At 75.2% G+C, this 25,523-nt stretch carries 19 protein-coding genes; 1 reads left to right on the forward strand and 18 read right to left on the reverse strand.

Features of this window, described 5'->3' with window-relative positions:
* The 18 genes from M2302_RS07020 to M2302_RS07105 all read right to left on the reverse strand — a co-directional run bounded on the left by M2302_RS07020 (position 1) and on the right by M2302_RS07105 (position 24,581).
* Positions 1 to 1,452, reverse strand: coding sequence for a polysaccharide biosynthesis C-terminal domain-containing protein (locus M2302_RS07020; protein ID WP_280837115.1), 1,452 nt, complete (start codon positions 1,450 to 1,452; stop codon positions 1 to 3).
* Positions 1,453 to 1,553: 101 nt separating this feature from the next.
* Entirely contained in the window at positions 1,554 to 3,455 is a 1,902-nt protein-coding gene (locus M2302_RS07025) for an O-antigen ligase family protein (RefSeq protein ID WP_280837116.1), read from the reverse strand.
* A complete protein-coding gene (locus tag M2302_RS07030) occupies positions 3,448 to 4,389 on the reverse strand; it encodes a glycosyltransferase family A protein (RefSeq protein WP_280837117.1) in 942 nt (313 codons plus the stop codon). Before M2302_RS07030 ends, M2302_RS07025 begins: the two co-directional genes overlap by 8 nt.
* Positions 4,382 to 6,016: a Wzz/FepE/Etk N-terminal domain-containing protein gene (locus M2302_RS07035; protein ID WP_280837118.1), complete on the reverse strand. Its 1,635-nt coding sequence runs from the start codon at positions 6,014 to 6,016 to the stop codon at positions 4,382 to 4,384. Before M2302_RS07035 ends, M2302_RS07030 begins: the two co-directional genes overlap by 8 nt.
* Before the next feature lie 189 nt (positions 6,017 to 6,205).
* Positions 6,206 to 8,029 carry a delta-60 repeat domain-containing protein gene (locus tag M2302_RS07040; protein WP_280837248.1) on the reverse strand — a complete coding sequence of 608 codons (1,824 nt, stop codon included), beginning with the start codon at positions 8,027 to 8,029 and terminating at the stop codon, positions 6,206 to 6,208.
* A gap of 319 nt (positions 8,030 to 8,348) precedes the next feature.
* Positions 8,349 to 9,290, reverse strand: a complete 942-nt coding sequence (locus M2302_RS07045) for a glycosyltransferase (protein ID WP_280837119.1) — start codon at positions 9,288 to 9,290, stop codon at positions 8,349 to 8,351.
* 82 nt (positions 9,291 to 9,372) lie between these two features.
* Positions 9,373 to 10,212 carry a phosphatase PAP2 family protein gene (locus tag M2302_RS07050; RefSeq protein ID WP_280837120.1) on the reverse strand — a complete coding sequence of 280 codons (840 nt, stop codon included), beginning with the start codon at positions 10,210 to 10,212 and terminating at the stop codon, positions 9,373 to 9,375.
* A 303-nt stretch (positions 10,213 to 10,515) separates the two neighbouring features.
* Positions 10,516 to 11,757: a hypothetical protein gene (locus M2302_RS07055; protein WP_280837121.1), complete on the reverse strand. Its 1,242-nt coding sequence runs from the start codon at positions 11,755 to 11,757 to the stop codon at positions 10,516 to 10,518.
* Between the two features lie 120 nt (positions 11,758 to 11,877).
* Positions 11,878 to 13,386, reverse strand: coding sequence for a glycoside hydrolase family 16 protein (locus tag M2302_RS07060; RefSeq protein ID WP_280837122.1), 1,509 nt, complete (start codon positions 13,384 to 13,386; stop codon positions 11,878 to 11,880).
* 102 nt (positions 13,387 to 13,488) lie between these two features.
* Positions 13,489 to 14,316 carry a shikimate dehydrogenase gene (locus M2302_RS07065; RefSeq protein ID WP_280837123.1) on the reverse strand — a complete coding sequence of 276 codons (828 nt, stop codon included), beginning with the start codon at positions 14,314 to 14,316 and terminating at the stop codon, positions 13,489 to 13,491.
* Between the two features lie 29 nt (positions 14,317 to 14,345).
* Positions 14,346 to 15,548: an endolytic transglycosylase MltG gene (gene mltG / locus M2302_RS07070; protein ID WP_280837124.1), complete on the reverse strand. Its 1,203-nt coding sequence runs from the start codon at positions 15,546 to 15,548 to the stop codon at positions 14,346 to 14,348.
* The gene (gene ruvX / locus M2302_RS07075) at positions 15,545 to 16,006 is read right to left on the reverse strand and encodes a Holliday junction resolvase RuvX (RefSeq protein ID WP_088962751.1); all 462 of its coding nucleotides are present in this window, start codon (positions 16,004 to 16,006) and stop codon (positions 15,545 to 15,547) included. The genes mltG and ruvX overlap by 4 nt, the downstream gene beginning before the upstream one ends.
* Before the next feature lie 72 nt (positions 16,007 to 16,078).
* The gene (alaS, locus tag M2302_RS07080; RefSeq protein WP_280837125.1) at positions 16,079 to 18,757 is read right to left on the reverse strand and encodes an alanine--tRNA ligase; all 2,679 of its coding nucleotides are present in this window, start codon (positions 18,755 to 18,757) and stop codon (positions 16,079 to 16,081) included.
* Complete coding sequence (locus M2302_RS07085; protein WP_154938113.1) at positions 18,754 to 19,059, reverse strand: hypothetical protein; 306 nt, start codon at positions 19,057 to 19,059, stop codon at positions 18,754 to 18,756. The genes alaS and M2302_RS07085 overlap by 4 nt, the downstream gene beginning before the upstream one ends.
* A 33-nt stretch (positions 19,060 to 19,092) precedes the next feature.
* A complete protein-coding gene (locus M2302_RS07090) occupies positions 19,093 to 19,554 on the reverse strand; it encodes a DUF948 domain-containing protein (RefSeq protein WP_280837126.1) in 462 nt (153 codons plus the stop codon).
* A gap of 147 nt (positions 19,555 to 19,701) precedes the next feature.
* Complete coding sequence (locus M2302_RS33070; protein ID WP_348529408.1) at positions 19,702 to 20,325, reverse strand: hypothetical protein; 624 nt, start codon at positions 20,323 to 20,325, stop codon at positions 19,702 to 19,704.
* Positions 20,326 to 22,790: 2,465 nt separating this feature from the next.
* Positions 22,791 to 24,293 (reverse strand): replication-associated recombination protein A, encoded by a 1,503-nt coding sequence (locus tag M2302_RS07100; protein ID WP_348529406.1) that lies wholly within the window; start codon positions 24,291 to 24,293, stop codon positions 22,791 to 22,793.
* A 75-nt stretch (positions 24,294 to 24,368) separates the two neighbouring features.
* Positions 24,369 to 24,581, reverse strand: a complete 213-nt coding sequence (locus tag M2302_RS07105; RefSeq protein WP_088962756.1) for a hypothetical protein — start codon at positions 24,579 to 24,581, stop codon at positions 24,369 to 24,371.
* 120 nt (positions 24,582 to 24,701) lie between these two features.
* On the opposite strand from M2302_RS07105, the gene M2302_RS07110 reads away from it, so the two are divergent.
* Complete coding sequence (locus tag M2302_RS07110; protein ID WP_280837249.1) at positions 24,702 to 25,436, forward strand: GNAT family N-acetyltransferase; 735 nt, start codon at positions 24,702 to 24,704, stop codon at positions 25,434 to 25,436.
* Positions 25,437 to 25,523 lie beyond the last annotated feature (87 nt).

The following is a 25,523-nucleotide window of genomic DNA, read 5'->3' on the forward strand; positions in this document are numbered from 1 at the left end:
TCACGCCGGTCTCGGCCTGAGCATCGTCACGGCGGCACGGGCCGCACGACGGACTCGCCGATCCAGCAGCAGCGCGGCGGCAGCGACCGCCAGCATCGCCAAGGCAAGGGCAAGGCCTGGTACGCCCCTTCCGGCCAGCAGTGCGCTCGCCACCGCGACCACCCCCGCACCGCCGCCGGCGCCGAGCGCCGCCCACCCCAAGGACCGGGTGAAGAGCGGCTCGCCGACGACGGATCGGGCAGCCGCTGCGGCCAGCAGGTTCTCCACGACGATCCCGGCACCCCAGGCGCAGGCGGCGCCGAGCGCGCCGTGGTCGGGAATCAGCAGCACGCCGAGGCCGACGGTGAGCGCCAGACCAACCAGGGTGGCGTAGAGGTGTCGGCGGCTGTTGCCGCTCATCAACAGCATCGTCTGGACGATGCCGACCCCGGAGTTCACCATCATGGCCACAGCGAGGACCACCAGTGGGGTGACGCCGGCGGAGAATTCGTGGCCGAAGAGACTGAGGAAGCCCGGCGCGAAGACCGCGAGGAGCAGGTAGGCGGGCCAGGACAGGATGATCACCACGACCGTCACCCGTCGGTAGACCAACGCCGCGTCCGCGTTGCGTCTCTGCCCGAGCAGCCGGGACAGCTGTGGCGCGACGGCCACCCGGAGCCCTTGCATGACGAGCAGCCCGGCGAGGGCGTAACGGCCTACGGCACTGAACACGCCGGATTCGGTCGCGCCGGCCAGCGCCGACGTGAGCAGGACACCCACCCACATGCTGCTCGCGTCGATCGCCGCTGACGCCGCCCGAGGCAACGCGAAACCCCAGAATGCACGCCAGTCCGTGGTGGTCGGGCGCAGCCGGACGCCGGCCGACAGCCCGAGGGGGCGTACCAGCAGGACTCCGGCGGCCACCACGGCCAGGGCGATCGGCAGTAGCCAGGCGCCGAAGCCAGCCACCACGCCGGCCCCGGTCGCCACTGTCGCCACCAACAGCACGGGGCGGGCAAGGGGCACCAGTACGTACTGGATGCCCACCACCGCGACCACCGGCCGCACGGCGCGGACGGCCGCAAGCAGCACTGTCATCGCGGCGATGACCGGCAACGCCACGAAGGCAAGGCGCAGCAGTGCCGGACCATCCGCTCCTTCAAAGAAGACTGGGGCGAGGTGGTCGACTGCGAGTTCCCCGACCACGGCAAGGACCCCGGTAAGCAGCAGCACGGGCAGCAATGCCACCGGCAGCAGCCGGGCCGCGTCGCCATCCGCCCCGGCCCTGCGTCGCGGCAGCGCCCAGACCAATGCGGTGTCGGCGCCCGCGCAGCAGACCGCGCTCAGGATGGCAACCACGCCGATGGCGGTGAACATCGCGCCGGAACCGGCCGGCCCCAACCCACGGACGATCACCACGGTCAGCACGAAGCCCAGCAGACCGTTGACCGCCGCGCCGGCCAGGCCGACCATCCCGCTGCGCGTGCTGCGGCGTACCTCCCGCTCGCCGGCCGACCCACCGGCGTCCGCGACGGCCGTGGCGGCCGCGCCGGTCGGCCGCGTACCCGGATCGGTCATGCCGTCCCTCCGTGGCGTGGCGCATCCGCGACCGGCCGGTCCGGCTCGGACGCCGGCGGCCGGGCCGCCTCGACCGCCGCCGGCACGGCCGGGGCCGGCGCGGGAGGCGGGGTGGTCGCGGCCCGCGGCGCGGGCACGGCGGTCCCGGCCGGCATGGTCGACGCAGGGGGCGGCGCGGTCGCGGCCCGGGGCGCGGGCAGGGCGGCCGTGACCTCCGCGGCCGGCATGGCCGGCGCAGGGGGCGGGGTGGTCGCGGCACGGGGCGTAGGCACGCCAGTCGTGGCTGAGGCCGCCGTCGACGGCGGGGCGGTCGACGCAGGCGGGGCGGTCGCGGATCGCGGCGCCGGCACGACCGGCGCGGCATTCGGGGCCGGAACCGGCGCGGGCGGCGTGGCCGGCGCCGACCGCGGTGCCGGGACCGTCGCGGGAGGCGGGGCCGACTGGGCCGGCGCGGGCGGCGGTTCCGGCATGCGTAGCGGGACGGCGGCCACCCCGGTCGCCGGCGGCGGCGCGGGCGGGGGCACCGGCGGCGGGGGCACCGGCGGCGGGGGCACCGGCGGCGCGGGCACCGCGGCCCGGCCGACCCCCCGGGTACGCCAGGGCGCCAGCGGCACCGGTTGGGCCATGGTGGACGGGCCGGTCGGCGCCCGGTTGACCGGCCCGCTGACCGCCGCCAGCCCGGCCCCCACCGCAAAGAAGATCACCGACAGGTTCGGGTCGATGTAGGCGTAGACCGGGATGACCACCAGCGCGATCACCGGGAGGGTGCTCAGCCAGTGCCCGGCCGGGGAGACCGCGGCGGCCAGCCGCCGGGCCACCAGCACCAGCCAGCCGAGGAAGACCACCAGCGCGGGGATGCCGTGGCTGTAGAGGATCTGCCAGATCAGGCCCTGGGTGCCCAGCGGCTCCTCGGCGAGGGTGGTGTCCACGCTCTTCGGCGCCCCGTACCCGAGCAGCGGCGAACGCTCCACGGCCTGCCAGGTCCGTACGTAGAGGTCCATCCGGTCGACGTTGGTGTCGGTGCTGCTGACCCGGGCGTCGATCATCTCCTGCACCGGCACGACCAGGCTGACCACCCACACCAGCACGACCAGCCCGGCGATCGAGACGATCAGCCGGGCGTTGCCCCGGACCAGCGCGCGTAGGCCCAGGTAGAGCAGGCCGGCGCCGAGGCCGACGAACATGCCCCGGTTGAGCGTCAGGAACGCCGGCACCACCGACAGCGGCAGCGACACCCACAGCGCCACCCGGAACCGACCGGTACGCACCGAGGTCAGGTACGCCAGCACGCAGGGCACCAGCAAGGCATACGCGGTGCCCCAGTTGTTGGTGTACGGGTACGGCGCGGCGGTGCGGTAGATCGGCGAGCGGGACTGCGGGTTGAACTCATTGGCCCGCACGTGGGTCAGCGCCTGGATGAAGCGCTTCGCCGAGATGTCGTCCGGCAACGCCATCTCCACCGGAGTGGTCAGGGCGAAAGTGGGCGCGAGCACGGCCAGCCAGCCCAGCGCCACCAGGCCCAGCCAGTACCAGCCCAGCGGGCGCAGCACCCGGTCCCAGCGGGTGCCCTCGCGGACCAGGGTGTAGACGTACACGCAGACCACCAGGGCGGTCACCAGGAAGCCGAAGCGCAGCCCGAAGGTGAGGTAGGCGGTGGCCCGGTCCAACCGGCTGGCGCTGAGCAGCACCAGGGTGAGGAAGACCAGCCAGGCGACGCTGCCGGGGGGCAGTGCGAGGCGCCCGCGGGCGACCAGGAGGGCGAGCAGCACCACCCCGAAGACCGACCAGCCGAGGTAGAACGCGCCCAGCGCCCACCAGAGCGGCACCAGGGCGAACATGGCCGTCAGCGGCCAGACGGGCAGCGGCGGCGCGGTCGCCCCGGGCCGCCGGTCAGACACCCCGGCCCCGGCGCTGGGCCAGCCGGAGCACCCGCTCCCCGGAGAGCAGGCCGAGCACCACCGGCACGGTCACCAGCACCCGCTTCTCGCGGGGGTTGAGCCGGACCACCCGGCCCAGCTCGCGCAGCGCCTCCCGGCGCCGCCGCCCGGAGGCGAGCGCGAAGGCGATCTGGCCGTGCAGCCGGGCCAGCCCGGTCCGGCTGCCGGCCAGCTCCGGGTGCTTGGCGAGCAGGTAGCGGGTGGCCTCGACGATCATCGCCCAGCGGCCGAAGAAGAACGACCCGCCGTGCCAGTCCACCACCACCAACACCTCCGGCACGATCACCACCGGCCCGTGCGCGGCCACCCGCAGCAGCCACTCGTAGTCCTCGCCGTAGCCGCCCGGCAGCTCCTCGTCGACCGGGCCGACCGCGTCCCAGGTGGACCGCCGCACCAGGATGGTGCTGGAGTGCACCTCCATCACCCGGTCCTCGATGAAGTCGGGCAGGCCGACCTCGGCGGTGTCCAGGCGCCGCTCCTTGGCGATGCCCGGGCCCTCCAGCCGGATGCCGCAGCTCGCGGCGGCGGCGTCGGGGCGGGCCGCCAGCAGCTCCACCTGCCGGGCGAGCTTGGTCGGCAGCCAGAAGTCGTCGTCGTCGCAGAACGCGATGAGGTCGCTGGTCGCCTCGTCCGCGCCGGTGTTCCGGCCGCCGGGCAGCCCGCGCCGGTGCGTGTTGGTGGCGTACCGCAGGGTGCGCCCGGCCGGTACGGCCAGGTCGAGCGGGCGGATCTCGGTGTGGTCGTACACCACGATGCACTCGACCGGCCCCGGGTAGTCCTGGTCGAGCACCGCCCGCACGGCCCGCTCCAGCAGCCCCGGCCGGTCCCGGGTGGCCACCACGACGGTCACCGGGGGGTACGCCGGCGCGGCGCCCGGCTGGTCGCGGTCAGTCACGGCCGTCTCCCGTCAGCACGAATCCGACCGGCTCGACCCCGACGGCGCGCAGCCGGTCCACCAGCTGGGTCAGCTGGCCCGTCCGGGTCCGGTCCCGGGCCGCGACCAGCAGCGCCCGGCCCTCCCGGGCGGCCCGGACCCCGCGCTCGTCGTGCAACGCGGGCGGCGCGTCCAGCACGGTGAGCCCCTCCGAGGCGGCGCCGTCCAGGTCGACGAGGCGGACCTTGCCGGTGCCGATCCGCAGCTCCTGCCCGTCGGTCGCCGCGCCGTCGGCAGCCGGCCGGGCGGTCGGGATGATCTCCGTCCTGTCCGCCGGGGTGGTGGTGGAGCGGTACACCGCGCCGTTCTTCGCCTCGGCGGGGGTGGGGAAGGGTCGGGGCTTGCGGACCGCCGGGATCACGGCGGTGTCCTCCGGCCCGGCGGCCGTCATCGCCGGGGTGGTGGCGGGCACCGGGCGGGGACGGGGCAGCGGGCGGGAGCGGGCCGGCTCCACCGGCGGGTTGCGGCGCTGCGCGTCCAGCATCAGCGGGCGGATCCGGTCCAGGCTCTCCGGCGTGACACCGAGGCGTACGTCGTGGCCGGCGGCGGCCAGCACCGCGGCGAGCCCGGCGGTGACCTGCTCGCGGCCCTCGTCGGTCGCTGAGGAGAGCACCACCAGCGGGGTCCGCTGCGGCCCGTCGACCCAGCGGCCCAGGGCCAGCACGAGGTAGCGCAGGTCCGACTCGTCCGGCTGGCCGCCCCGGCGGCACCGCACCGTGCCGAGCAGCGGCGCGCCGATCGTCGCGGCGGCCTCGGCGGCGGTGCGCACCCGGCGGTCCAGGGACTCCCGGACGAAGGCCACCAGCCCGCCGAGGAGCAGACCGCCGAGCAGGCCGGCGACCAGGAGCAGCGGCGCCGCGTCCCGGCTGGAGGGCACCGGGGTACGGGCGGCGCTGGTCACCGAGCCGGGGCTCAGGTCGGCGGAGGCCACCTTGGACCGCTGCTCGGCGAGGGTGGCGAGCTGGTCGTTGAGCGCCCGCAGCTGGTCCAGCAGGGCGCTGGTGCGGGGGGACGGGTTGCTGGAGCTCTGGTTGGCCGGCAGCGACCGCTGCGTCGTCGTGCGCTGGGCGGTGACCAGGTCGATCGTGTCGTCGTACGACTTGAGCACCGCGGCGCGCTGGTTCTCGTACATGCCCTTGCGCAGTTCCAGGTACGACTCGGCGGCGCCGTTCGCGCCGTCCACCGCCTCGCGCTCGCTGTGCCCGGCGTAGCTGAAGCGCATCACCTGCCCACCGACCGGGGTCTCCACCTCCAGGGCGTCGGCCACCTCCTTGGTGTCCCGCCCGGTGATGCCGGCGACCTTGTCGATGACGTCGTTGCTGGTGGCGATCCCGCTCTCGGCCGTCATGTTCACCGCGCGGTCGGCGCCGCCGGACGGCACCGAGAACGGGTCGGTCACCACCGGCCGGACCACCACGGCCGTGGTCCCGGTGTAGGTGGCCGGCAGCACGAACAGGTAGGCCAGCACGGCCGCCAGCACCAGCGCCGCGGAGGCGAGCACGATCCGCCACCGCCGCAGCGGGATGCGGGCCAGCTCGACGAGGCCGACCGGGCGTTGCCGGGCGGAAGCGACGTCGGTCACGTCCATCAGGTCAGGTCCTTGCGCGATGAGGAAGGGGTGGCCGGCACCGGCCGGTGACGACCGCGCCGGGGCCGGTGGGTCGTCTCATTGTCGCCGACCGTTCACCCGCGGTCGACAGCCGACCGGCCCCCTGCGGTACGGGCGGTCCGCCGGTGTCACGGGGACACCGGCGGACCGCCCGGAACCCGGATCGGGTCAGGAGGTGGCGAAGAACAGCGTCCGGCTGGACCAGTTCACGCCGGCCGAGGCGGGCGCGAGCTGGACCGAGGTGGTGCCGTCGACGGCCGTCTCGTCGAACGGGACGGCCCGCAGCGAGCCGTCGGCGTTGCCGTACACGATCTTGCCGTTCACCCAGGCCATGCCCCGGACGTTGCCCCAGGCGAGGTTCAGGCTGGGCAGCGTGAACTCGGTGCAGCCGACGATGTAGCCGTCCGGCTCCAGGTAGCGGTAGAACAACCTGTTCGTGCCGGACTTGGTGTAGTACATCCGGCCGTCGAGGTAGAACGCCCCGCTCATGGTGGCGGCCTTGAACCAGTTGTTGTAGCCGCTGCTGATCCAGGGCGCGCCCACCGAGCCGCCCGAGAAGATCGACACGTCCAGGTAGCTGCCGTTCGGCGCGGTCGCGTCGGTCTTGGACCAGTAGAGCTTGTTGCCGACGGAGAACGCCGCGCCCGCCGCGGTGAGGTTCGGCTGGCTGCTGGCCACCGGGGTGCCCAGCGTGGTGCCGTCGAACGGCACCTTGGTGGCCTGGCCGTTGGCGGTGCCGACGTAGAGGTAGCCCGAGGCGGCCGACGGCGCGTTGACCGCCGGGACCGTCCGGCCACCGGCCAGCGGGAACAGCCCCATCCGGCCGTGGTACTCGTTGCCGAGGCCGTCGTTGTCGAAGCCGGCGAGCAGACCGTTGCTGCCGCGCCACAACTCCCACAGGATCGGGCCCCAGTCGGTGGTGCCGGCCGGCGCGCCCGAGCGGGTCGGGTTCCACACCAGCGGCATGCCGTTGCTCGGGTCGAGCGCGCCCAGGCCGTACCGGTTGATGGCACCCGCGCCCGCGGAGTCGTTGCCGTTGGCGTTGTTCAGCCAGCGGAAGTGACCGCCGACGTAGACCACGTTGTCGGCCGCCTCGATCGAGGTCACCGAGTCGTGGCCGGTGTCGTCCACCCAGGTGCCGTCGATGGCCGCGCCCCGGGTGGCGGTCTCGAACCGGGCAATCGTGTCGCAGTACGCCCCGGCGGCCCGACCGCCGTCCGCAGCGATCACGAAATAGCTGCCGTCGTCGGAGAAGTCGACGTCGCGGGCGTAGAACGGGAAGCCGGCGCCGCACTGGGCCACGTACCGCTGGGTGCTCCAGTTCGCGACGGCCGGCGTACCGGTCAGGTTCTCGACGACCACGACCTGGTTGCGCGCCTGCCCGTTGACCTGGGTGAAGTTGCCCACCGCGACCAGCGTCTTCCCGTCCGGCGCGACGGCGAGGCCCCAGACCAGCTCGGCACTGCTGCGCGCGACGCTGGCGTCGATCTGGAAGGTCGGATCGATGCCGCCGGTGGTGGCGTCCAGCCGGGCCAGCAGCGAGTGCTGGGTGCCGTTGACCCAGTGGAAGGCCCCGGCGATGTAGAGCTTGTTGCCCAGCACGACGGTGCGCCGGACGAGCCCGCCGTCGCTGCGGCCGACCCAGGAGGCGACGGTGGCGCCGGTGGTCGGGTCCAGCTCGACCAGGTTCTTGCGGGCCACGCCGTTGACCGTGCCGAACGCGCCGCCGACGATGAGCTTGCCGTCCGGGCTGGCGGCCAGCGCGTGCACCGCGCCGTCCAGCGCCGGCGCGAAGCCCGCCTTCAGCGCCCCGCTTACCCGGTCGTACGCGAACAGGTAGCTGCGGGCCGTCCAGCTCGCGGCGCCGGCCGCCTTGATCGAGGTGAACGAGCCACCGACGTAGACCGTGGTGCCGATCTCGGCGAAGGCCTTCACGTCGCCGTTCTGCGCGTGCGGGATGTTGTCGGCCGGGTTCGCCGAGGTGAGGGTCATGGGCACCGGCGGCAGGCCGTCCGCCCGGGCGGGCGCCGCCAGCAGGCCGACGGCCAGCACCGGTACGGCGAGCGCGGCGAGCCACCGCCGCAGCGCCGGCCCCCGGCGCGATCGAGACGACGTTCTGAGAAGCACGGGCGCCCCCAATGATGAAGTGAGATCCTGCGTAGCTTGCTGCGTTCCGATTTGTCGCACCATCAACCGACCGGTCCGCTTCGACGGCGGCTCGGTCCGGTCCCGTCGTCCGGGACGCGGCGGCACCGCCCACGGTGGACGACGGTCGCGCCTCGACCGGTGGGCGTACCGGCCGGGCCGGGCGTCACGTCGTCCACCGGAACGGTGCCGGCGCGCCGCTCGCGCCGACCGTCCACGATGCCGCCTCGGCCAGGTCGTCGACGGTGATCTCGTCGGCCTCCCGGGCCAGCACCAACCTCCGGCGGTCGAGTTCCCGGGCCATCGCGACCTGGTGGTCGTCGACGTGCTCGCCGTGCCGGCGGCGGCGGGGCACGTAGACCGCGCGGTGCCCGGCGCGCATCGCGGCCAGCGCCGAGCCGACCCCGGCGTGCGTGACGACGACGTCCGCCTCCCGCATGGCCTGCTGCATCTCGGCGTAGGGAACCTGGCGGCGGGCGCCGGCGGGCATCTTCGGCACGACCGTCGAGCCGACCTGCCAGAGGACCTCCGCCTCCGGCGGGAGGACGTCGACCAGGCGACGCAGCAACCGGGGGAACCCGAACCGGTCGTGGGTGCCGAGGGCGACCACGATCCGCGACACCGGCCGGGGCGCCGCCCGCCGGGTGGCGACGTATCCGTCGAAGATGGAGCCGCCGTAGGTCCACCGGCCGGCGGCCCAGCCCGGGTACTGGGTGTAGAGCCGGGTGCGGGGCACCCGGGCGACCAGCCGTCCGGTGAGCGAGGGCCCCTCGGTGCGGGTGGCGCTCTCGATGTAGTGGCAGGCCACGCCGTGGCGGACGGCGGGCAGGAAGAACGACATGGCGACGCTGGCGCCGGTGCTGATCACCTGCCGGAACCGTCCGCCGCCGAGCACCCGGCGGGCCGCGAGCAGGTCGCGCAGGGCGCCCACCGCGTCCCGGGTGGTGGCCGGCGGCACGTGGATGACCTCCTGGCCGTCGAGCAGTGACCGGCTCTGCGGCGAGTCGAAGGTGGCCCAGACGCAGTCGTCCTGTACACCGAGCCGGGGGGCCAGGTCGTGCAGTTCGGCGAGGTGTCCACCGGTGGAGGCGACGAGAAGGGTGGTCACGTCGGTGCCAGCTTCCGTGGTGAGGAGTGGTCGATTGGGCGTCCCGGCCGCCGCGGAACGGATGCGGCGTCGGGGCTGGTGCTCAGGTGGCGGTCGTGACGCGGTCGCGGGTCGCCGGGGTGGTCATGTCGGAGGGTGCCGGCGGCCGGACCCGACCCTCGGCGACGAGCACCGCCAGCGCCGTCACCGCGAACAGCAGGGCGGCGAAGATCCAGCCGCCGAGGACGTCGGTCAGCCAGTGCTTCTCGGCGTAGATCCGCGTGTAGCCCTCCAGGCTGACCAGCGTCACCACCAGGGTCATCAGGGCCACCCGGACGCCGCGCGGCAGGCGCCAGGTCAGCATCGCCAGCACGGCGATGGTGCCGAAGGTCATCATGATCCGCGCGCACCCGCCCGACGGGTAGGTCCCCAGGTCGGTCGGGGGGTGGCCCCGGTCGACCATCGTCGCCAGAATGGCCTGGACGTACTGCTCGACGATGAACTGCAGGGGCAGCACGAGCAGCGGAACCCACCACCGGCGGCGCCGCCACAGGACGACGAAGACCAGCGTCGCCACGCCGGTGACCCACTTCAGCGGATAGCGGTCACCGAGCGCGGTGTAGAAGGAGTTCAGCTCCGCCCAGGTGTCGACCCGTCGGGCGTGCACGTAGTCGAAGACCGGATGGTCGACGTGCGGTTCGAGGCGGGACAGCGCCTCCCCCAGCGGCCAGCAGATCGCCACCACCGCGGCGCAGCCGGCGAGCAGCACGACCAGCGCCGCCCCGGTCCGGCCGAACGCGTCGGTCAGCCCGGCCACCGCCACCCGCAGCCGGTGCGCCGCCCGACCGCCGCGGACCACCGGCGCCCAGCGGGTCGCCGCCACCGGCGTCAGCACCGCGGGCACCAGCACCGCCAGCAGCCCCAGCGCGTAGATGAGCGTCATCGTCGGTCGCCGCCGTTCCGTCGGCCGGTCGACCCGCCGACCACCGTCCGCCGGGCGGCCCCGCGCCCGACGTCACCTGCCGTTGCCATCCGTCCCCCTGCCACGCCGGCCCACCGCCGGCCGCTCCACACCGGAGCCCGGCGGCGCCCCCACGCCGGGCAGGATCGACCACGCCGTCGCCGGCAGGTGGTGATCGAGTGGTGACACCCTAGAGGACCGGTTCCGATGAGCGGTAGTGAGCAGTTGGTTCACGCGGCTTTTTCCCGGGTTTGCCGGTCGCCTCCCCGACGGTCGCCGTCCCGATCAGCCAGACCCGTCGGGCAGCCGTCCGGCGAGGACGTGCAGCAGCGCGGGGTGCAGCCGGTCGCTCCAGCCGCCGCCCCCGGCGGCCAGCTCCGCCGTGCGCAGCCACAGCTCGACGAGGTACGCGTCGGCGACGAGCCGCCGGCGGGTCGCGTCCAGCCCGAACGCCTCGCCGTGCCGCTGGAGCACCACGACCATCTCGGCGGCCGCCGCCGGCACCGGCCGGCCGCCCAGCGACAGCGCGCTCTGGAACCCCTGGTGGGCCAGGTCGAACCCGACCGGGCGGTGCGCGCCGCTGTTCTCCCAGTCCCAGGCGACCAACCGGCCGCCGTGCCGGCCGAGGTTCCAGGGCACCCAGTCGCCGTGCCAGTGGCCGAACTCCAACGTGGTGTCGCCGTCGCGGGCGACGAGCGCGGCGACCGCGTCGACGACCGGGCCGCCGGCCCGTTCGGCGCGCGCGCCGAGGTCGGCCAGGAACGGCGAGCCGCGCAGCGGGCGAGGCGCCGCCGCCGGGCCACCCCGGCGGGCCACCGCCAGCATCGCGGCCACCTCGGGACGCTCCGGGTGCGACAGCCGGCGGACCCGGGCGGGCATCGGCTCGACCAGGGTCACCGCCAGGTCGCCCCAGCGCAGCTCGCGCAGCACCCGGGGGACGTCCGGGAAGTCGCCGCCGTCGCGGGGCAGCTCGCGCAGCGCGACCGCCTCCGCCGCCACCATCGCCCGGGTCGCGTCGTTCCAGCCGATCTTCGCGTACCCGCGGGCCGCGCCCCGGTCGTCGAAGAGTTGCAAGGTCGGCTTGTGGTGCGGGTCGGGCGGCCGGATGCCGATCGCCGCGTGCAGCCGGCGGCCGGCCAGCCGGCCCAGGTGCGCGGCCAGCAGCAGCTCGGTCTCCTCGACCCCGTCCGGCACGGCGACCGTCAGCACCGGCATCCGGGCCAGCCCGGTGGCGCCGAGCCCGGCCAGCACGCCGACGGCGAGCCGGTTGGCCCGTACCCGGCGCGGCCGCAGCGCGTTGTACGCCAGCGTCGACCCGGCCCCGACCCGCCGGGACGCCAGCGGCAGCAGGAACTTCGCCCGCGCCACCGACGGCACCACCGCGTAGCTGGCGGCGACGCGGTGACCCGGCGGGGGCGGGGCGGCGGAGACGTCCAGCCACAACCGGGGGTCGCCGAAGATCGCCCGGCTCACCCAGCCGATGCCGTCGGAGCGTTCGCGGGGATCGTCCGCCCGGTGCGCCGCCATGCCGTCTCCCGTCCGCCCGGACCTGCCACCGGTCCGCGCTGGCGGACACGATAGGGCCCGGGGGCAATGAACCGCCCGACGGGCCGGAGCCCGGCGGGCGGCGTGGTGCCGGTGGCGCGTTCAGCGCTGCCAGACGCGGACGTGGTCGACCCGGAAGTCGGCCGGGAAGCGGGTCGCCGCGTCCGGGTCGCCCAGCCAGCCGCCCACCTGGAAGTTCAACCGCAGGTTGTACGGCTTGTGGAAGACCTCGTCGAACCAGGGCGTGGTCGCCCGGTCGCGCTGCCAGACCAGCCGGCCGTCGACGTACCAGCGGATCGCGTCCGGCTCCCACTCGGTGGTGTACGTGTGGAAGCCGTCGCCCGGGTAGCCGGTCGGGAACGGGTACCGCTGGTCCTGCTTGACCGGGGTGTAGTCGTAGAAGATGCCGAAGGTGGCGGCCTGGTAGAACGCGCCGCCGCCGGGCAGCTCCACCACGTCGATCTCGCCCCGGCCGCCGTCGTCCGGGCGCAGCCAGAACGCCGGCCACAGGCCCTTCGAGTCGGTGGGCCCGTTGGGCGACTGGGCGCGCACCTCGAACCGGCCGTACCGGAACGACGCCCGGCCGATGGTGTCCAGGTAGCTCTGCGTGTATTCGCGGGTCTGCGAGCTGCACACCGCGGTCTCCCGCTGGGCGCGCAGGGTCAGCACGCCGCCGGCGACGAAGGTGTTGTCCGGGTCGTCCACGTTGCAGCCCCGGTCGATGTCGCGTCCCTCGTCGTCGCGCAGGTTCCACTTCGACCGGTCGACGCCGGCGCCGTCGAACTCGTCGGACCAGACCAGCCGCCAGCCGGGCACCTGGCCGGGCGGGGTGGTCGGCGACGGGGCGGGCGCGGTGGTGCTCGGCGCCGGGGTCGGGGCGGTCCGGCTCGGGGTGGGCGACGCGTTACGGCTCGGCGACGGCGCGGGGGCGGCGGTGGTCGCGATCGGGCTGGGCGCCGCGGTCGTCCGGGTCGGCGCGGGCCGGCCGCCGCGTCCGTAGCGCAGCACCAGCTGCGGCCGGATGGCCACCTTGACGTTCTCCCGGGAGGCCCAGTAGATCCGAGTGTTCCAGGTCTCCTGGGTCAGGGCGAAGACGAATCGGCCGTTGCCGGCGACCGAGCCGGACACGTCCCACTCGTTGAAGCCCTGGCCGACCCGTTCGACGCTGGACAGCGCCGGCCCGAGCTCCGGCCGCAGCGACCAGGCGCCGGTGCCGGCGGCGGAGCCGAAGGCCCGGTGGGCGTGCACCCGGGAGGAGAACGGCTGCCAGGCGTGCACCCGCAGGGTGGCGCGGACGTCGACCGCGTCGGCCGGCAGGTCGCGCACCGCGAACTCGACCAGCGCGTTCCGCTCGCCGGTGCGGTTGCCGTCGCAGAGCCGGGGGCAGCTGGCCAGGGTGGTCTTGACGCCGTTGTCCCCGTCCTGCGGGACCTGGGTGGCGGTGGTGTCCGCCGCCGCGGCCACAACGAGCGGGGGCACCTCCGCCGCCACCAGCGGCATCATCGTGGCCACCACGCCGGCGACCATGCCCGCGCCGAGGACACCCAGGACGACGGCCTTGCGGCGCGCGCCGAGGCGGGATGCTGCGCGGTGGAGTCCGTGCCGGCTCAAGGGACACTCCCCGTGTGGGCGACGATTACCGGCAGCAGCGTATCGACGCCTGACGCTCGTCGTCCGTCGGACATCCGGTTGCCGCGCCGAATTAACCGCCAGCTAAGAGAGCCCGGTCCGGTGCGCGGCCAGCGCCCGGGCCATCTCCGCCCGGGGGGCGGGCACGCCGGTGAACTGCTCGAACTGGCCCACCGCCTGGGCCAGCAGCAGGTCCAGCCCGGAGACCACCCGGGCACCGGCGGCGAGCGCCGACGCGGCCAGCGGGGTCGGCCAGGGGTCGTAGAGGGCGTCGAACAGCACCGTCGAGGGCCGCCAGCGGAGCTCGCCCGCCAGCGGGTCGGCGACGCCCTTCGGCACGGTGGAGACGACCACGTCGGCCCCGGCGTGCGCGGTGGCGTCCGCCCAGTCGGCGCCGGTCAGGGCCACCCCCACCGCGCCGGCGACCGGTCGCAGCTCGTCGACCGCCGCCGCCCGGCGGGCCACCACGGTCACCGAGGCCGCGCCGAGCCGGGCCGCCGCGGCCAGCGCCGCGCGGGCGGTGCCGCCGGCGCCGAGCACGGTCACCGTGCCGCCCGGGGTCACCCCGGCGGAGGTCAGCACCTCGACCATGCCGCTGACGTCGGTGTTGTCGGCGTACCAGGAGCCGTCGGGACGGCGTACCAGGGTGTTGGCGGCACCGACGGCGGCGGCGACCGGCGAGACGGCGTCGGCCACCGCGAGCGCCGCCTCCTTGCCGGGCATGGTCACCGACAACCCGGCCCACTCCGGGCCGAGGCCGGCGACCAGGGCCGGCAGCTCCGCGGCCGCGCACTCCACCCGGGTGTACGACCACCCGGTGAGCCCGGCGGCGGCGTAGCCGGCGTTGTGGATCACCGGGGAGAGCGAGTGCGCGATGGGCTTGCCGAGCACCGCGGCTCTGTGCACCGTCACGTCACTCCCCCCGCTCACCACCTCGCCGCTCAGAGGACGCCGTTCTCCTTCGCCTTCGCGATGTTGCGCTCGTGCTCGGCGTTGGTCGAGGCGAAGGCGGAGTGCCCCTTGTGGTCGATGGCGACGAAGAAGAGCCAGCCGCCCTCCGGCGGGTCCATCGCCCCCTGCAACGCCTGCTTGCCCGGATTGTTGATCGGGGTCGGGGTCAGGCCGGGGTGGGCGTGGGTGCTGTACGGGTTCTTCGGGTCGCGGATCTCCGCGGTGGTCATGTCCTTCGACGCCTTGGTCTTCTTGCCGGTGAGCTGCCAGTAGTAGTTCACCGACACGTCGAACTCCAGGCAGCTGCACGGGAACTTGCCCGTGTAGGCACGGTTGTACGCGACCCGGGCGATCTTGCCGAGGTCGTCGGCGTTGCCCGCCTCCGCCTGGGCCATCGAGGCGACGATCAACGCCTCGTACGGGCTGATCCCGCCCCGCTTCTCCTGCACCTGCTCGGCGAACTTCATCCCACCGGTGACGCTGAGGAAGTTGTCGACCATGTCCTTGAGCAGACCCTCGGCGGTCGCCTTCGGCGCGATCTCATAGGTGTCCGGGTAGAGGAAGCCCTCGATCGACTTGGTGACCTTCTTGCCGTCCTTGCGGACGAACCACCAGTCCGGCACGCCGAGCGCCTCCGGGTCCTTGGCGGCGGCCTCGAACTCCTGGACCGGGATCTTGGTCTTGTCGGAGAGCAGCTTGTACGTGTCCTTGGCGGTACGCCCCTCCGGGATGGTCACCTGGTTGGTGACCTTGTTCTTCCGGTCGAGCAGCATGGCGAGCGCCTTCTCCGCGCTCATCTGCTTGCGCACCTTGTACAGGCCGGGCTGGATGTTCTTGCTGAGCGCGTTCGCCTCGGCCGCCTCGATGAAGGCCTTGGTGCTCTTCACCACGTCGGCGGCGACGAGGGTGTCGCCGATCTCGGCGATCAGCGCGCCCTGCTTCACCTCGACCATCGCCTCGCCGGTGCCGGCGCCGTCGTAGTCGGGGGTGACGAAGTAGTTCTGGACCCGGTCGAAGCCGTAGAAGGCGCCGCCGCCGATGCCACCCAACAGGACGAGCGCCATCAGCAGGGCGAAGATGGTCTTCCCCCGGCCGCCGGACCTGCCTTTACGTCGCTCGACGAAGCCGCGTCGGTGCCGGCCCTTCTCACCCCTCTCAGGCTCGTCGAACCCGAGGTCCAGATCGTCGATCATTCCGTCCGCCTCCGCTGCGCTTCCAGCCAGCTCTGCAGGATCTCGACCGCGGCGGCCTGGTCCACCACCGCGCGTTGGCGCTTTCCCCGGACGCCTCGCTCCGCCAGCCTACGAGACGCGACGACGGTCGACATCCTCTCGTCGGTGAGCGTCACCGGAACCGGCGCTATTACATCGGCCAAACGGTCCGCGTACGCCGTCACGTGGTGCGCCGCCGGACCGAGCTTACCGGCGAGGTTGACCGGAAGGCCGAGTACCACCTCCACCGCCTCGTGCTCGGCGACCAGCTGCGCCAGTTGCGTCATGTCGCTGGGCACCGCGTCGGGCGCCGCCGTCAGGTCCCGGGCGAGGGTGACCAGCGGGGTGGCCAGGATGCCGTGCGGGTCCGACCGGGCGACCCCGACCCGGACCTGCCCCACGTCCACGCCGAGCCGGACGCCCCGGGTCAACTCACCCACGGCGGACCACCTCCCCGGCGGAACGGGCCAGGGCGGACCGGGTCGGTCCGCCCTGGGTTCCGTGGTGCGTGATCACGCCTCGGCGATCGCCTTCTCGACCGTGAGCAGCAGGTTCGGCGCTTCCGCCGCCGGCAGGCCGCCCCCCTGGGCGACGTCCGGGCTGCCCCCGCCGCGGCCGGAGAACGCCGCCTTGACCAGGTCGTTGGCCGCCAGCCCGCGACCCCGGGCCGCCGCGTTCACGGCCACCACCAGGGACGCCTTGCCGCTGGCACGGGCCGCCACGGCCACCACCGCCGGCCGGGCCGGGTCGATCTTGCCGCGGATCTCCTGGGCCAGGGTCCGCACGTCGTTGCCGGCCGCGCCCTCCGGCGCCTCGGTGCCGACGTACGCCACGCCCCGGACGTCCTTCGCCTGCCCGGCGAGCGCCGCGGCGCCGCCCAGCACCAGCTGGGCCCGGAGCTTGTCCAGCTCCTTCTCGGCGTCGCGCAGCTGCGTCACGGTCTGCTCGACCCGGTCGGCCACCTGGTCGCCGGGCACCCGGAACAGCTCCGCCAGCCGGGAGACCAGCAGGTGCTCGCGGGCCAGGAAGCCGAACGCGTCCATGCCGACCAGCGCCTCGATCCGGCGCACGCCCGAGCCCACCGACGCCTCGGAGAGGATCTTGACGAGGCCGAGCTGCGCCGAGCGAGCCACGTGGGTGCCGCCGCACAGCTCCCGGGCGTAGTCGCCGACCTCGACGACCCGGACCCGCTCGCCGTACTTCTCGCCGAAGAGCGCCATCGCGCCGATCCGGCGCGCCTCCTCCTGCGTGGTGATGAAGGCGTGCACCTCCAGGTCCGCCTGGAGCACCTCGTTGACCTGCTGCTCCACGTCGTGCAGCACGCTCGGCGTCACCCCGGTCGGGGTGTTGAAGTCGAACCGCAGCCGGCCCGGCGCGTTCAGCGAACCCGCCTGGGTCGCCGACTCGCCGAGGAAGTTGCGCATCGTCTGGTGCACCAGGTGGGTCGCGGTGTGCGAGCGGGAGATCGCCCGCCGCCGGCTCACGTCGATCTCCGCATACCCGGTCTCCCCGGCGCGCACCTCGCCGCGCAGCACCCTGGCCCGGTGCACGATCAGCCCCGGCACCGGCTGCTGCACGTCGAAGACCTCGACCTGGCCGCCACCCACGGTGATCAGGCCCTGGTCCGGCTGCTGGCCACCGCCCTCGGCGTAGAACGGGGTGGTGTCCAGTACCAGCTCGATGGTGTCGCCCTCGACCGCCGCGCCCACCTGGGCACCGTCGGCGAGCACCGCGCGGACCCGGGACTCCCGGTTCAGCTCGGTGTAGCCGGTGAACTCGACCGCCCCGCCCGCGTCCAGCACCGACCGGTACGCCGACACGTCGGTGTGCCCGGTCTTGCGGGCCTGCGCGTCGGCCTTGGCCCGGTTGCGCTGGTCGGCCATCAGCCGGCGGAAGCCCTCGGCGTCCACCTGCAGGCCCTGCTCGCCGGCGATCTCCAGGGTCAGGTCGATCGGGAACCCGTAGGTGTCGTGCAGCTGGAACGCCTTGTCGCCGGAGAGGGCCGGCTTGCCGGCCGACTTCGTCTCGGCGATGGCGGTGTCCAGGATCGTGGTGCCGGCGCGCAGCGTGGCCAGGAAGGCGTCCTCCTCGGCGTAGGCGTACTGGGAGATCCGGTCGAACTCCTCCGCCAGCTCCGGGTACGACGGGGCCATGCAGTCCCGGGCCACCGGCAGCAGCTCGGGCAGCGCCCGGTCCTGGTAGCCCAGCAGGCGCACCGCCCGGATCGCCCGACGCATGATGCGGCGCAGCACGTAGCCGCGCCCCTCGTTGCTCGGGGTCACCCCGTCGCCGATCAGCATCAGCGCGGTCCGCACGTGGTCGGCGACCACCCGCAGGCGCACGTCGTCGGGGTGCGACTCGCTGGCCACGTGCCCGGACTGGGCGCCGTACCGCTTGCCGGTCAGCTCGGCGGCCCGATCGAGGATCGGCCGGACCTCGTCGATCTCGTAGAGGTTGTCGACGCCCTGGAGGATGGACGCCATCCGCTCCAGGCCCATGCCGGTGTCGATGTTCTTCGCCGGCAGGTCGCCCAGGATCGGGAAGTTCTCCTTGCCGGTGCCCGGGCCCCGCTCGTACTGCATGAAGACGAGGTTCCAGAACTCCATGTAGCGGTCCTCGTCGACCGCCGGGCCGCCCTCGCGCCCGTACTCCGGGCCGCGGTCGTAGAACAGCTCGGAGCAGGGGCCGCACGGGCCGGGAATGCCCATCGACCAGAAGTTGTCGGCCTTGCCCCGCCGGACGATCCGTTCGGCCGGCACGCCCACCGAGCGCCAGATCTGGAACGCCTCGTCGTCGTCGAGGTAGACCGTCGGCCAGATCCGCTCCGGGTCCAGCCCGTAGCCGCCCTCGGCGACCGGCTTGGTGACCAGCTCCCAGGCGAGCGGGATCGCCCCGTCCTTGAAGTAGTCACCGAAGGAGAAGTTGCCGTTCATCTGGAAGAACGTGCCGTGCCGGCTGGTCTTGCCGACCTCGTCGATGTCCGGGGTGCGGATGCACTTCTGCACGCTGACCGCCCGCCGGTACGACGGGGTCTGCTGCCCGAGGAAGTAGGGGACGAACTGCACCATGCCGGCGTTGACGAACAGCAGGTTCGGGTCGCTGATGGCGGGCAGCGGAGCGGACGGCACCACCGTGTGGCCGTTCGCCTCGAAGTGGGCGAGGTACCGCCGCTTGATCTCCGCCGTCTTCATCGCTGGTGTTCCTCCGGAAAGATTTCTCGGTCGCCGATGCGCGGGTCCTCCCGCAGCTCGGCGAACTGGTCGTCGAACGCCTCGCCCCGGGCGAACGCCTCGTGGATCTCCTGCTCGCGCTCGGCCATCCCGACCCGTACGTCCTCCACGAAGCTACGCAGCGACTCGACCAGGCTGCCAGCGGATTCGGACAGCCCGCTCGCGATTCCGGCCGGCGTGTACGCCTGCGCGGTGCGGGTCGCCTTGCGGACCACCACCACGCCCACGGCCAGGCCGATGCCCAGCCAGAACAGTCGCCTCATGCTCTCATCCCTCCGGCTCGTCGCCGACCCGGCTCAGCGGTTGTCGCGCCGCGCGGCACGGCGCTGCTGCTTGATGGTGTCGCGCACCTCACGCTCGGTCTCGGCGTGCCGGCGGGCCGAGGCGGCCCGGCGTACGCCGTACCCGAAGGCGGCCACCTTGACCAGAGGGTTGGCGGCGGCGGCGGAGACGACGGTCGCCAGGTTCGCCACGTTGGCGGTGACGTTCTGCGCGTGGCTGGTCATGGTGTCGACCTTGGCGAGCTGGAGGTTCACCCCGTCCAGTGAGGTCTGCACCTGCTCGAGGGCGGTGTTGACGTTCTTCACCGTGGTGTTCACGTCCCCCAGCAGCGGGGTGGTCTGCTCGTTGATGTCGTTGATCATCCGGGTCGTGGCGTCCACGGTGTGCCGCAGGCGCAGGATCGGCACCGCCAGCACGAGCACCAGCATCAGGAACGCGCCGGCCGCGATCAGCGCAGCGATCTGTCCACCATCCACGCATGTCCTCCTCAAGCAGAGTTCCGGAACGAACGTCCGGAACGCGCGACCGTCTCCGGGCTCGCCGTCGCTCCGCGCCCACGAGGGGCCGGCGGGAGCGGGCGGGCACGCCAGCCCCAGACCCTACCGTCCGTGATGAAAACCGGCTCAGGACGGTGAGCGTGTCAGTTCCTCGAGCGGATCCTCCGTGAACGTCGGGAAGGGATCCTCACCGGTCAGCGACGGGTCCGTGCTCGGCTGCGGCCGGGTCCGTTCGTCGTCGATCGCGTTGCGGACCTTCACCGACACCAACGAGCCGGCACACGTCCCCGCAGCGGGCGACGCCTCGGTGGACGGCGGGACCGCCGACGCCCCGGCGGCCGGCGGCGCCGCGCAGGTCGGTTCGCGTACCCACAGGTCGAGGGTGAGCTCGTCGCGACGCCAGCAGGTGTACCGGCCCTTCTCCTTCTGCTCCGGGCAGCGGCTGACCTGCCAGGGCTCCCAGCCGTCCCGGCGCAGCGCCGCCTCGTACACCCCGGCGGTCTCCTCCGGCGCGCGCTCCGACTCCACGGTGCGTTCCCGCAGCCGGCAGTCCTGCAGGCACCAGCGGCTGCCGCTGACGTTGTCGACCGTCTGCGCCGACGCCCAGCCGGGCACGTCCAGCTCGTCGAGGGTGTCGAAGACCGGATCGCGGCTGAGCGTACGGATGCCGAAATAGAGCGGGATCGCGCCGAGCAGCACCACGCTGACCAGCACCAGGATGCCCAGCCGGAGCCGGCGCCGCTCGCGCATCTGCCGGCGCAGCTCGGAGCGGGCGCCCGGCAGCCCGCCGGCGGGCTCCTCCTCGTCGGGCCGGCCCGGACCGCCGACCGCTTCGGTGGCCGGTCGCGGACCGGCCGGCGGCACCACCGCCGCCGCGCGGGCGACGCCCACCGGCTCGCCCGGGCGCGGCGCGGCGGACCCGGTGCCGCCGGGCTCCGGCCGAGCGGGCTGCCGCTGCGGCCCGGTGGCCCGGTCGGGGTGCTCGTCGGGGCGCAGGCCCGGGGCGGCCGCGCGGGCCACCGCCGGTTGGCCCGGGGCCCCGGCACGCGGCCCGGCCTCGGACTGGGGACCGCCCCGACGGGGGTCGTCGCCCGGCGGTCGGGCGACGCCCGGACCGGCGCCGTCCGGGCGCACCGCCGCGCGGGCCGGCCCGCCGGGGCGCGCCCCGGGCTGCTGCTCGGGAGCGGCGGGACGGGGGCCGGACACCGCGCCGGTGCCGGCCGAGGACGCGCCGGGGCGTCCGCCCTGGATGGGGGCGGCCCCCCGGGCAGCGGCCTCCGGGCCGGCGGGACGCGCCCCCCGGCCGGGGTGCGGGCCGTCGCCACGAGGGCCCCGGACGGGTGCGGCGCCCTCGGCCCGGGCACCCGCGGTGGGGTGCGGACCGTCGGCCCGCGGACCCGCCGTCGGGTGCGGACCGTCGGCACGCGGGCCCCGGGCGGAGGTGGAGCCGTCGGAGTGGGCCCCGTCCGGCCGGGCGGCAACCGGGCCGGACACCGGCGGGACCCCGCCCGGCCGGGCCGCTCCCCGCGCCGGACCCGGTTGACCGGGTACGCCCTCGCGGGGCGGGGCGGGTGGCTCGGCACCGGGGCGGGCCCGACCCGCCGGGGCGGGGCCACCACGACGGCCGGGAGCCGGCGTGCCCGGGGGCACGGCGGTACGGCCGGCCGGGGTCGAGCGGTCGAGAGTCGGCAGCGCGGGATCGGTGTGCGAGGTCCGGCCCGCCTGGCGCAGCCAGTCCGCCGGCCGTTCCGGCCGGTCGCCGCGGGGCGTACCGCCGGGCGGGGTGGCCCGACGTCCGGTGCCGGGTTCGTCGGCGCGCGGCCGGCGTCGGCCGTCGGAGTCCCGTCCGGCGGGCACGGGGCCGGGCGGGGTGGCGCCGGCGCCCGAGACGGGGGCGGTCGGCGGGACGGGTGGGGCGTTGCCGGTCATCGGCACGGACGGGTCCGGTTCGGCGGCGCGGCGTCGACCGGTGGCCCGCTCCGGGGCCGCGCCCCGGCCGCCTCGGCGCGCGGCGGTACCCGGGTCCTCGCCGCCGGTCGGCTCCGCCGCGGCGCGGCGCCCCCGGCCGGCACGCGGCTCGGGGGCCGCCGGGTCCGGGCGGGGTGGGCCGCTGACCGTCGGGGGACGGGGCCCGCCGCTCACCGGCGTCTGGTCGGGGCGCGAGCCGCCGCTGACCGGGTTCGGGTAGGCCGGGTCCGGCGCGAAGGCCGGCCCGCGACGAGCCGGGTCGGTGGCGTCGGCCGGGCGGCGGGCGCCCTCGCGGGGCACGGTGCGGCGTCCGGAGGCGGGGCCTGCGGCTCGGGGGGCGGGTGCCGACGCCTCGGGGCCGGGAGCCGGCCAGCCGGACGGTGACTGCCCGGACGGTGACTGCCCGGCACCGGCGGCCCGGGGCGCCTGGGCGCGGGCCGCCGCGCCGCCACCGGCACCGGCACCGGAGACGGGGGCGCCGGCGGCATCCGGCTGGGGTCGCTCCGGCCCCCGCTGGCCGGGGCGCGCCGCGGCTGCCGGGCCGGGCCAGGCACCCTCGCCGGGACGGGGACGCTGTTCGGGGGCGGCGGGCCAGCCGCCGCGTACCGGCGGGGTGGCCTGCGGAACGCCCGCATGCGACGCGGGCGGCCCGTCGGCGCGCGCCGGGCGGGGGGCGTCCGGGCCCGGACCGACGACCGGGCCGGGACGGACCGGCCCGCCGTCCGGGCGCGGCCCGGCGGACCCGGGACGCGGGGCAGCGGGTGCGGCAGGCGCGTCGGCGCGCGGGCCGGCGGCACGGCCGGGTGGCGGCGCGTCGGGGCGCGGCGCGGCGGCACGGCCAGGTGGCGACGCGTCGGGGCGCGGCGCGGCGGCACGGCCAGGTGGCGGCGCGTCGGGGCGCGGCGCGGCGGCACGGCCGGGCGGCGGCGCGTCGGTCCGCGGCCCGCGGGCGGGCGGCGGGCCGTCCGGGCTGGGTACGCCCGGCCCCGGCCGGGGACCGGCGGGCGGCGTGGCCGGGCCACGGCCGCCGGCGGGCGCGGGCGGCGTCGGGCGGGGTGGCTCACCGTCCGGGCCGAGCTCGCCCCGCTGCTGCTTGGCGCTACGCAGGTCGTCGATCCAGCCGAACTCCTCGCCGGCCGGCTCCGGCGGCGGCTCCTCGGCCCGGCCCCGGCCCCAGCGGCGTCCCTTGGCGCGGGAGTCACGCCGCTCGTCGGGACCGTCCTCCGGTCGCTCCCCACCACGCGATGTCACTGCTGACCCTCCCCGACGACGGCGTCGCCGTCTTCATCCGCCCCACCGGCGTGCCCCGTACCCGACGGGTGGCGGCCGTTGACCGCCACCGGCGTCGGTTCGTCGGGGCGCGGCGCCGGGGCGGACAGCCCCCGGACGATCCGGCGCAGCAGCGGCAGCCGGGCGGCCACCGACCGCTCCGCACCGTGCCCGCTGGGCCGGTAGTAGTCGGTCCCGACGAGATCGTCGGGAGCGTACTGCTGAGTGACCACTCCGCGCTGGTCGTCGTGCGGGTAGCGGTATCCCGTGCCGTGCCCGAGCCCCCGCGCGCCGGCGTAGTGGGCGTCGCGCAGTCCGCGCGGCACCGGGCCACCCCGGCCGGCCCGCACGTCGGCGATGGCCGCGCCGATGGCGGTGGTGGCCGAGTTCGACTTCGCGGCCGTGGCCAGGTGGATCACCGCCTGGGCCAGGTTGAGCTGGGCCTCGGGCAGGCCGACGTACTCCACGGCGTGGGCGGCGGCGGTGGCCACGCCCAGCGCGGTCGGATCGGCCATCCCGACGTCCTCGCTGGCGAAGATCACCAACCGGCGGGCGATGAACCGGGCGTCCTCGCCGGCGACCAGCATCCGGGCCAGCCAGTGCAGCGCCGCGTCCACGTCCGAGCCGCGCATGCTCTTGATGAAGGCGCTGGTCACGTCGTAGTGGGCGTCGCCGTCCCGGTCGTAGCGGACCGCCGCCACGTCGACCGCCTGCTCGGTGGTGGCCAGGTCGATCCGGCCGGTGCCGGTGGCCACCGCCGAGGCCGCCGCGGCCTCCAGCGCGGTCAGCGCCTTGCGGACGTCGCCGCCGGCGAGGCGTACCAGGTGGTCCTCGGCCTCGGTGTCGAGGGCGAGCGCGCCGCCCAGGCCGCGCTGGTCGGCGACCGCGCGGCGCAGCAGGCCGCGCACGGCCGCGTCGTCCAGCGGCTGGAGGGTGAGCAGCACGCAGCGCGACAGCAGCGGGGAGATGACCGAGAAGTACGGGTTCTCCGTGGTCGCCGCGAGCAGGGTGACCGTCCGGTCCTCCACCGCGGCGAGCAGGGAGTCCTGCTGGGTCTTGCTGAACCGGTGCACCTCGTCGATGAAGAGCACGGTCTGCGGTCCGCCGGCGCGGCGCTGCCGGCGGGCGGTCTCGATGACCGCCCGGACGTCCTTGACCCCGGCGGAGAGCGCCGACATGGCGACGAACCGGCGGTCGGTGGCCCGGGCCACCAGGTGCGCGATGGTGGTCTTGCCGCTGCCCGGCGGCCCCCAGAGGATGACCGACATCGGGGCCGCGCCGCCGACCAGCTGGCGCAGCGGCGCACCGGGCGCGAGCAGGTGGTCCTGCCCGACCAGCTCGTCGATGCTGGCGGGGCGCATCCGGACGGGCAGGGGCGAATCCTCCCCGACCGCCGTGAAGCCATCGACACCGCTCGGACCCGCGGGGGCGCTGGGCGCCGCGGCGGGTTCACCGAGGGAGAAGAGGGCGTCGGAGTCCATCACGAAGACAGTACCGGGCTCGGTCCGCTGCGCCGGAATCGCGCCGCGGGCCGAGCCCGTCCTGATCCGTTGCGGTCAGCCGCGACCCGGCCGCCGACCGCGGTACCAGCGGCCGCCGCCGCCACCGCCCGGGCCGCGGCCGACCCCGGCGAGGTAGAGGGAGAGCAGCAGCAGGCCCAGCATCAGCAGGGTGTGCACGTTGAAGAGGTCGGGGGCGCCGAAGTTGGTGTCCAGCAGGTCGATCAGCAGCGCGAAGCCGAATACGATCGCGGCGAGAATGGCGAGCATCGTTGTCCTCCGGTGGGGGTTCCCAGTAGGTCGGGGCGGGATGTACCCAATCGGTCGGCTCGTCAATCTCCACCGTGGAACGAGCTGCACCGGGCCGCGTTCTAGGCTGGGCGAGTGATCATGGCCGACCAGGAGTTGACGGGCCGCGCGGCCCTCCTCGCCGCCGCCGACCACCACCCGTACGCACGGCACGCGCTGTGGCGGGGCGCGGAGCCCCGGGGCTGGCGACGCGACGGCGCGGTGGTCTGGCTGCTGCCGTCCGGGCCGGGACCGGCGGGCGGCGCGATCGGGGCGCCGGGGCCGGCGGTGGAGGTCTTCACCGACCTCGTCGCCGCCGGCGTGGTCGGCGCCGGGCAGTGGCTGCACCTGCCCCGGACCGGTCCGGAAGCCCTCGCCGGCCGGCTGACCGTGGCCCGGCACGACGAGTGGGACTTCCTCTGGACCACCACCGCCCCGCCGCGCCAGCCCGAGGAGGACCGGGTGGTACGCCTCGGCGAGGCCGACCACCCGGCGCTGAACGCGCTGATCGAGGCGTCCTTCCCCAGCACCACCTCGCGCCCCGGCGACCCGCGCATCGTCGACTGGTACGGCGTCCGCGACGGCGACCGACTCGTCGCCTGCGGCGCGGACCGCAGCCGGGGCGACGTCGGCTTCCTGGCCGGGCTGACCGTGGCGCCGGAGCGGCGGGGGCGGGGCCTCGGCGCGGCGCTGACCGCCGGGATGACGCGGGCGCTGGCCGCCCGCCACGACCACGTGGCGCTCGGCGTCTACACCGACAACGTGGGGGCGATCCGGCTCTACCGGCGGCTCGGCTTCACCGGCACCCTCGCCCGCAGTTCGGTGCACCTGGCCTGAACCGGCGCGCCGGCGGCCCGCTGCTCCGGTCTGCGCTGGAGCCGACCGCCCCGGTCCGCACTGGAGGCGGCCGCCGGGTCCGCACTG

The organism is Micromonospora sp. A200 (genome assembly GCF_029893845.1).
Classification (GTDB): Bacteria; Actinomycetota; Actinomycetes; order Mycobacteriales; family Micromonosporaceae; genus Micromonospora; species Micromonospora purpureochromogenes.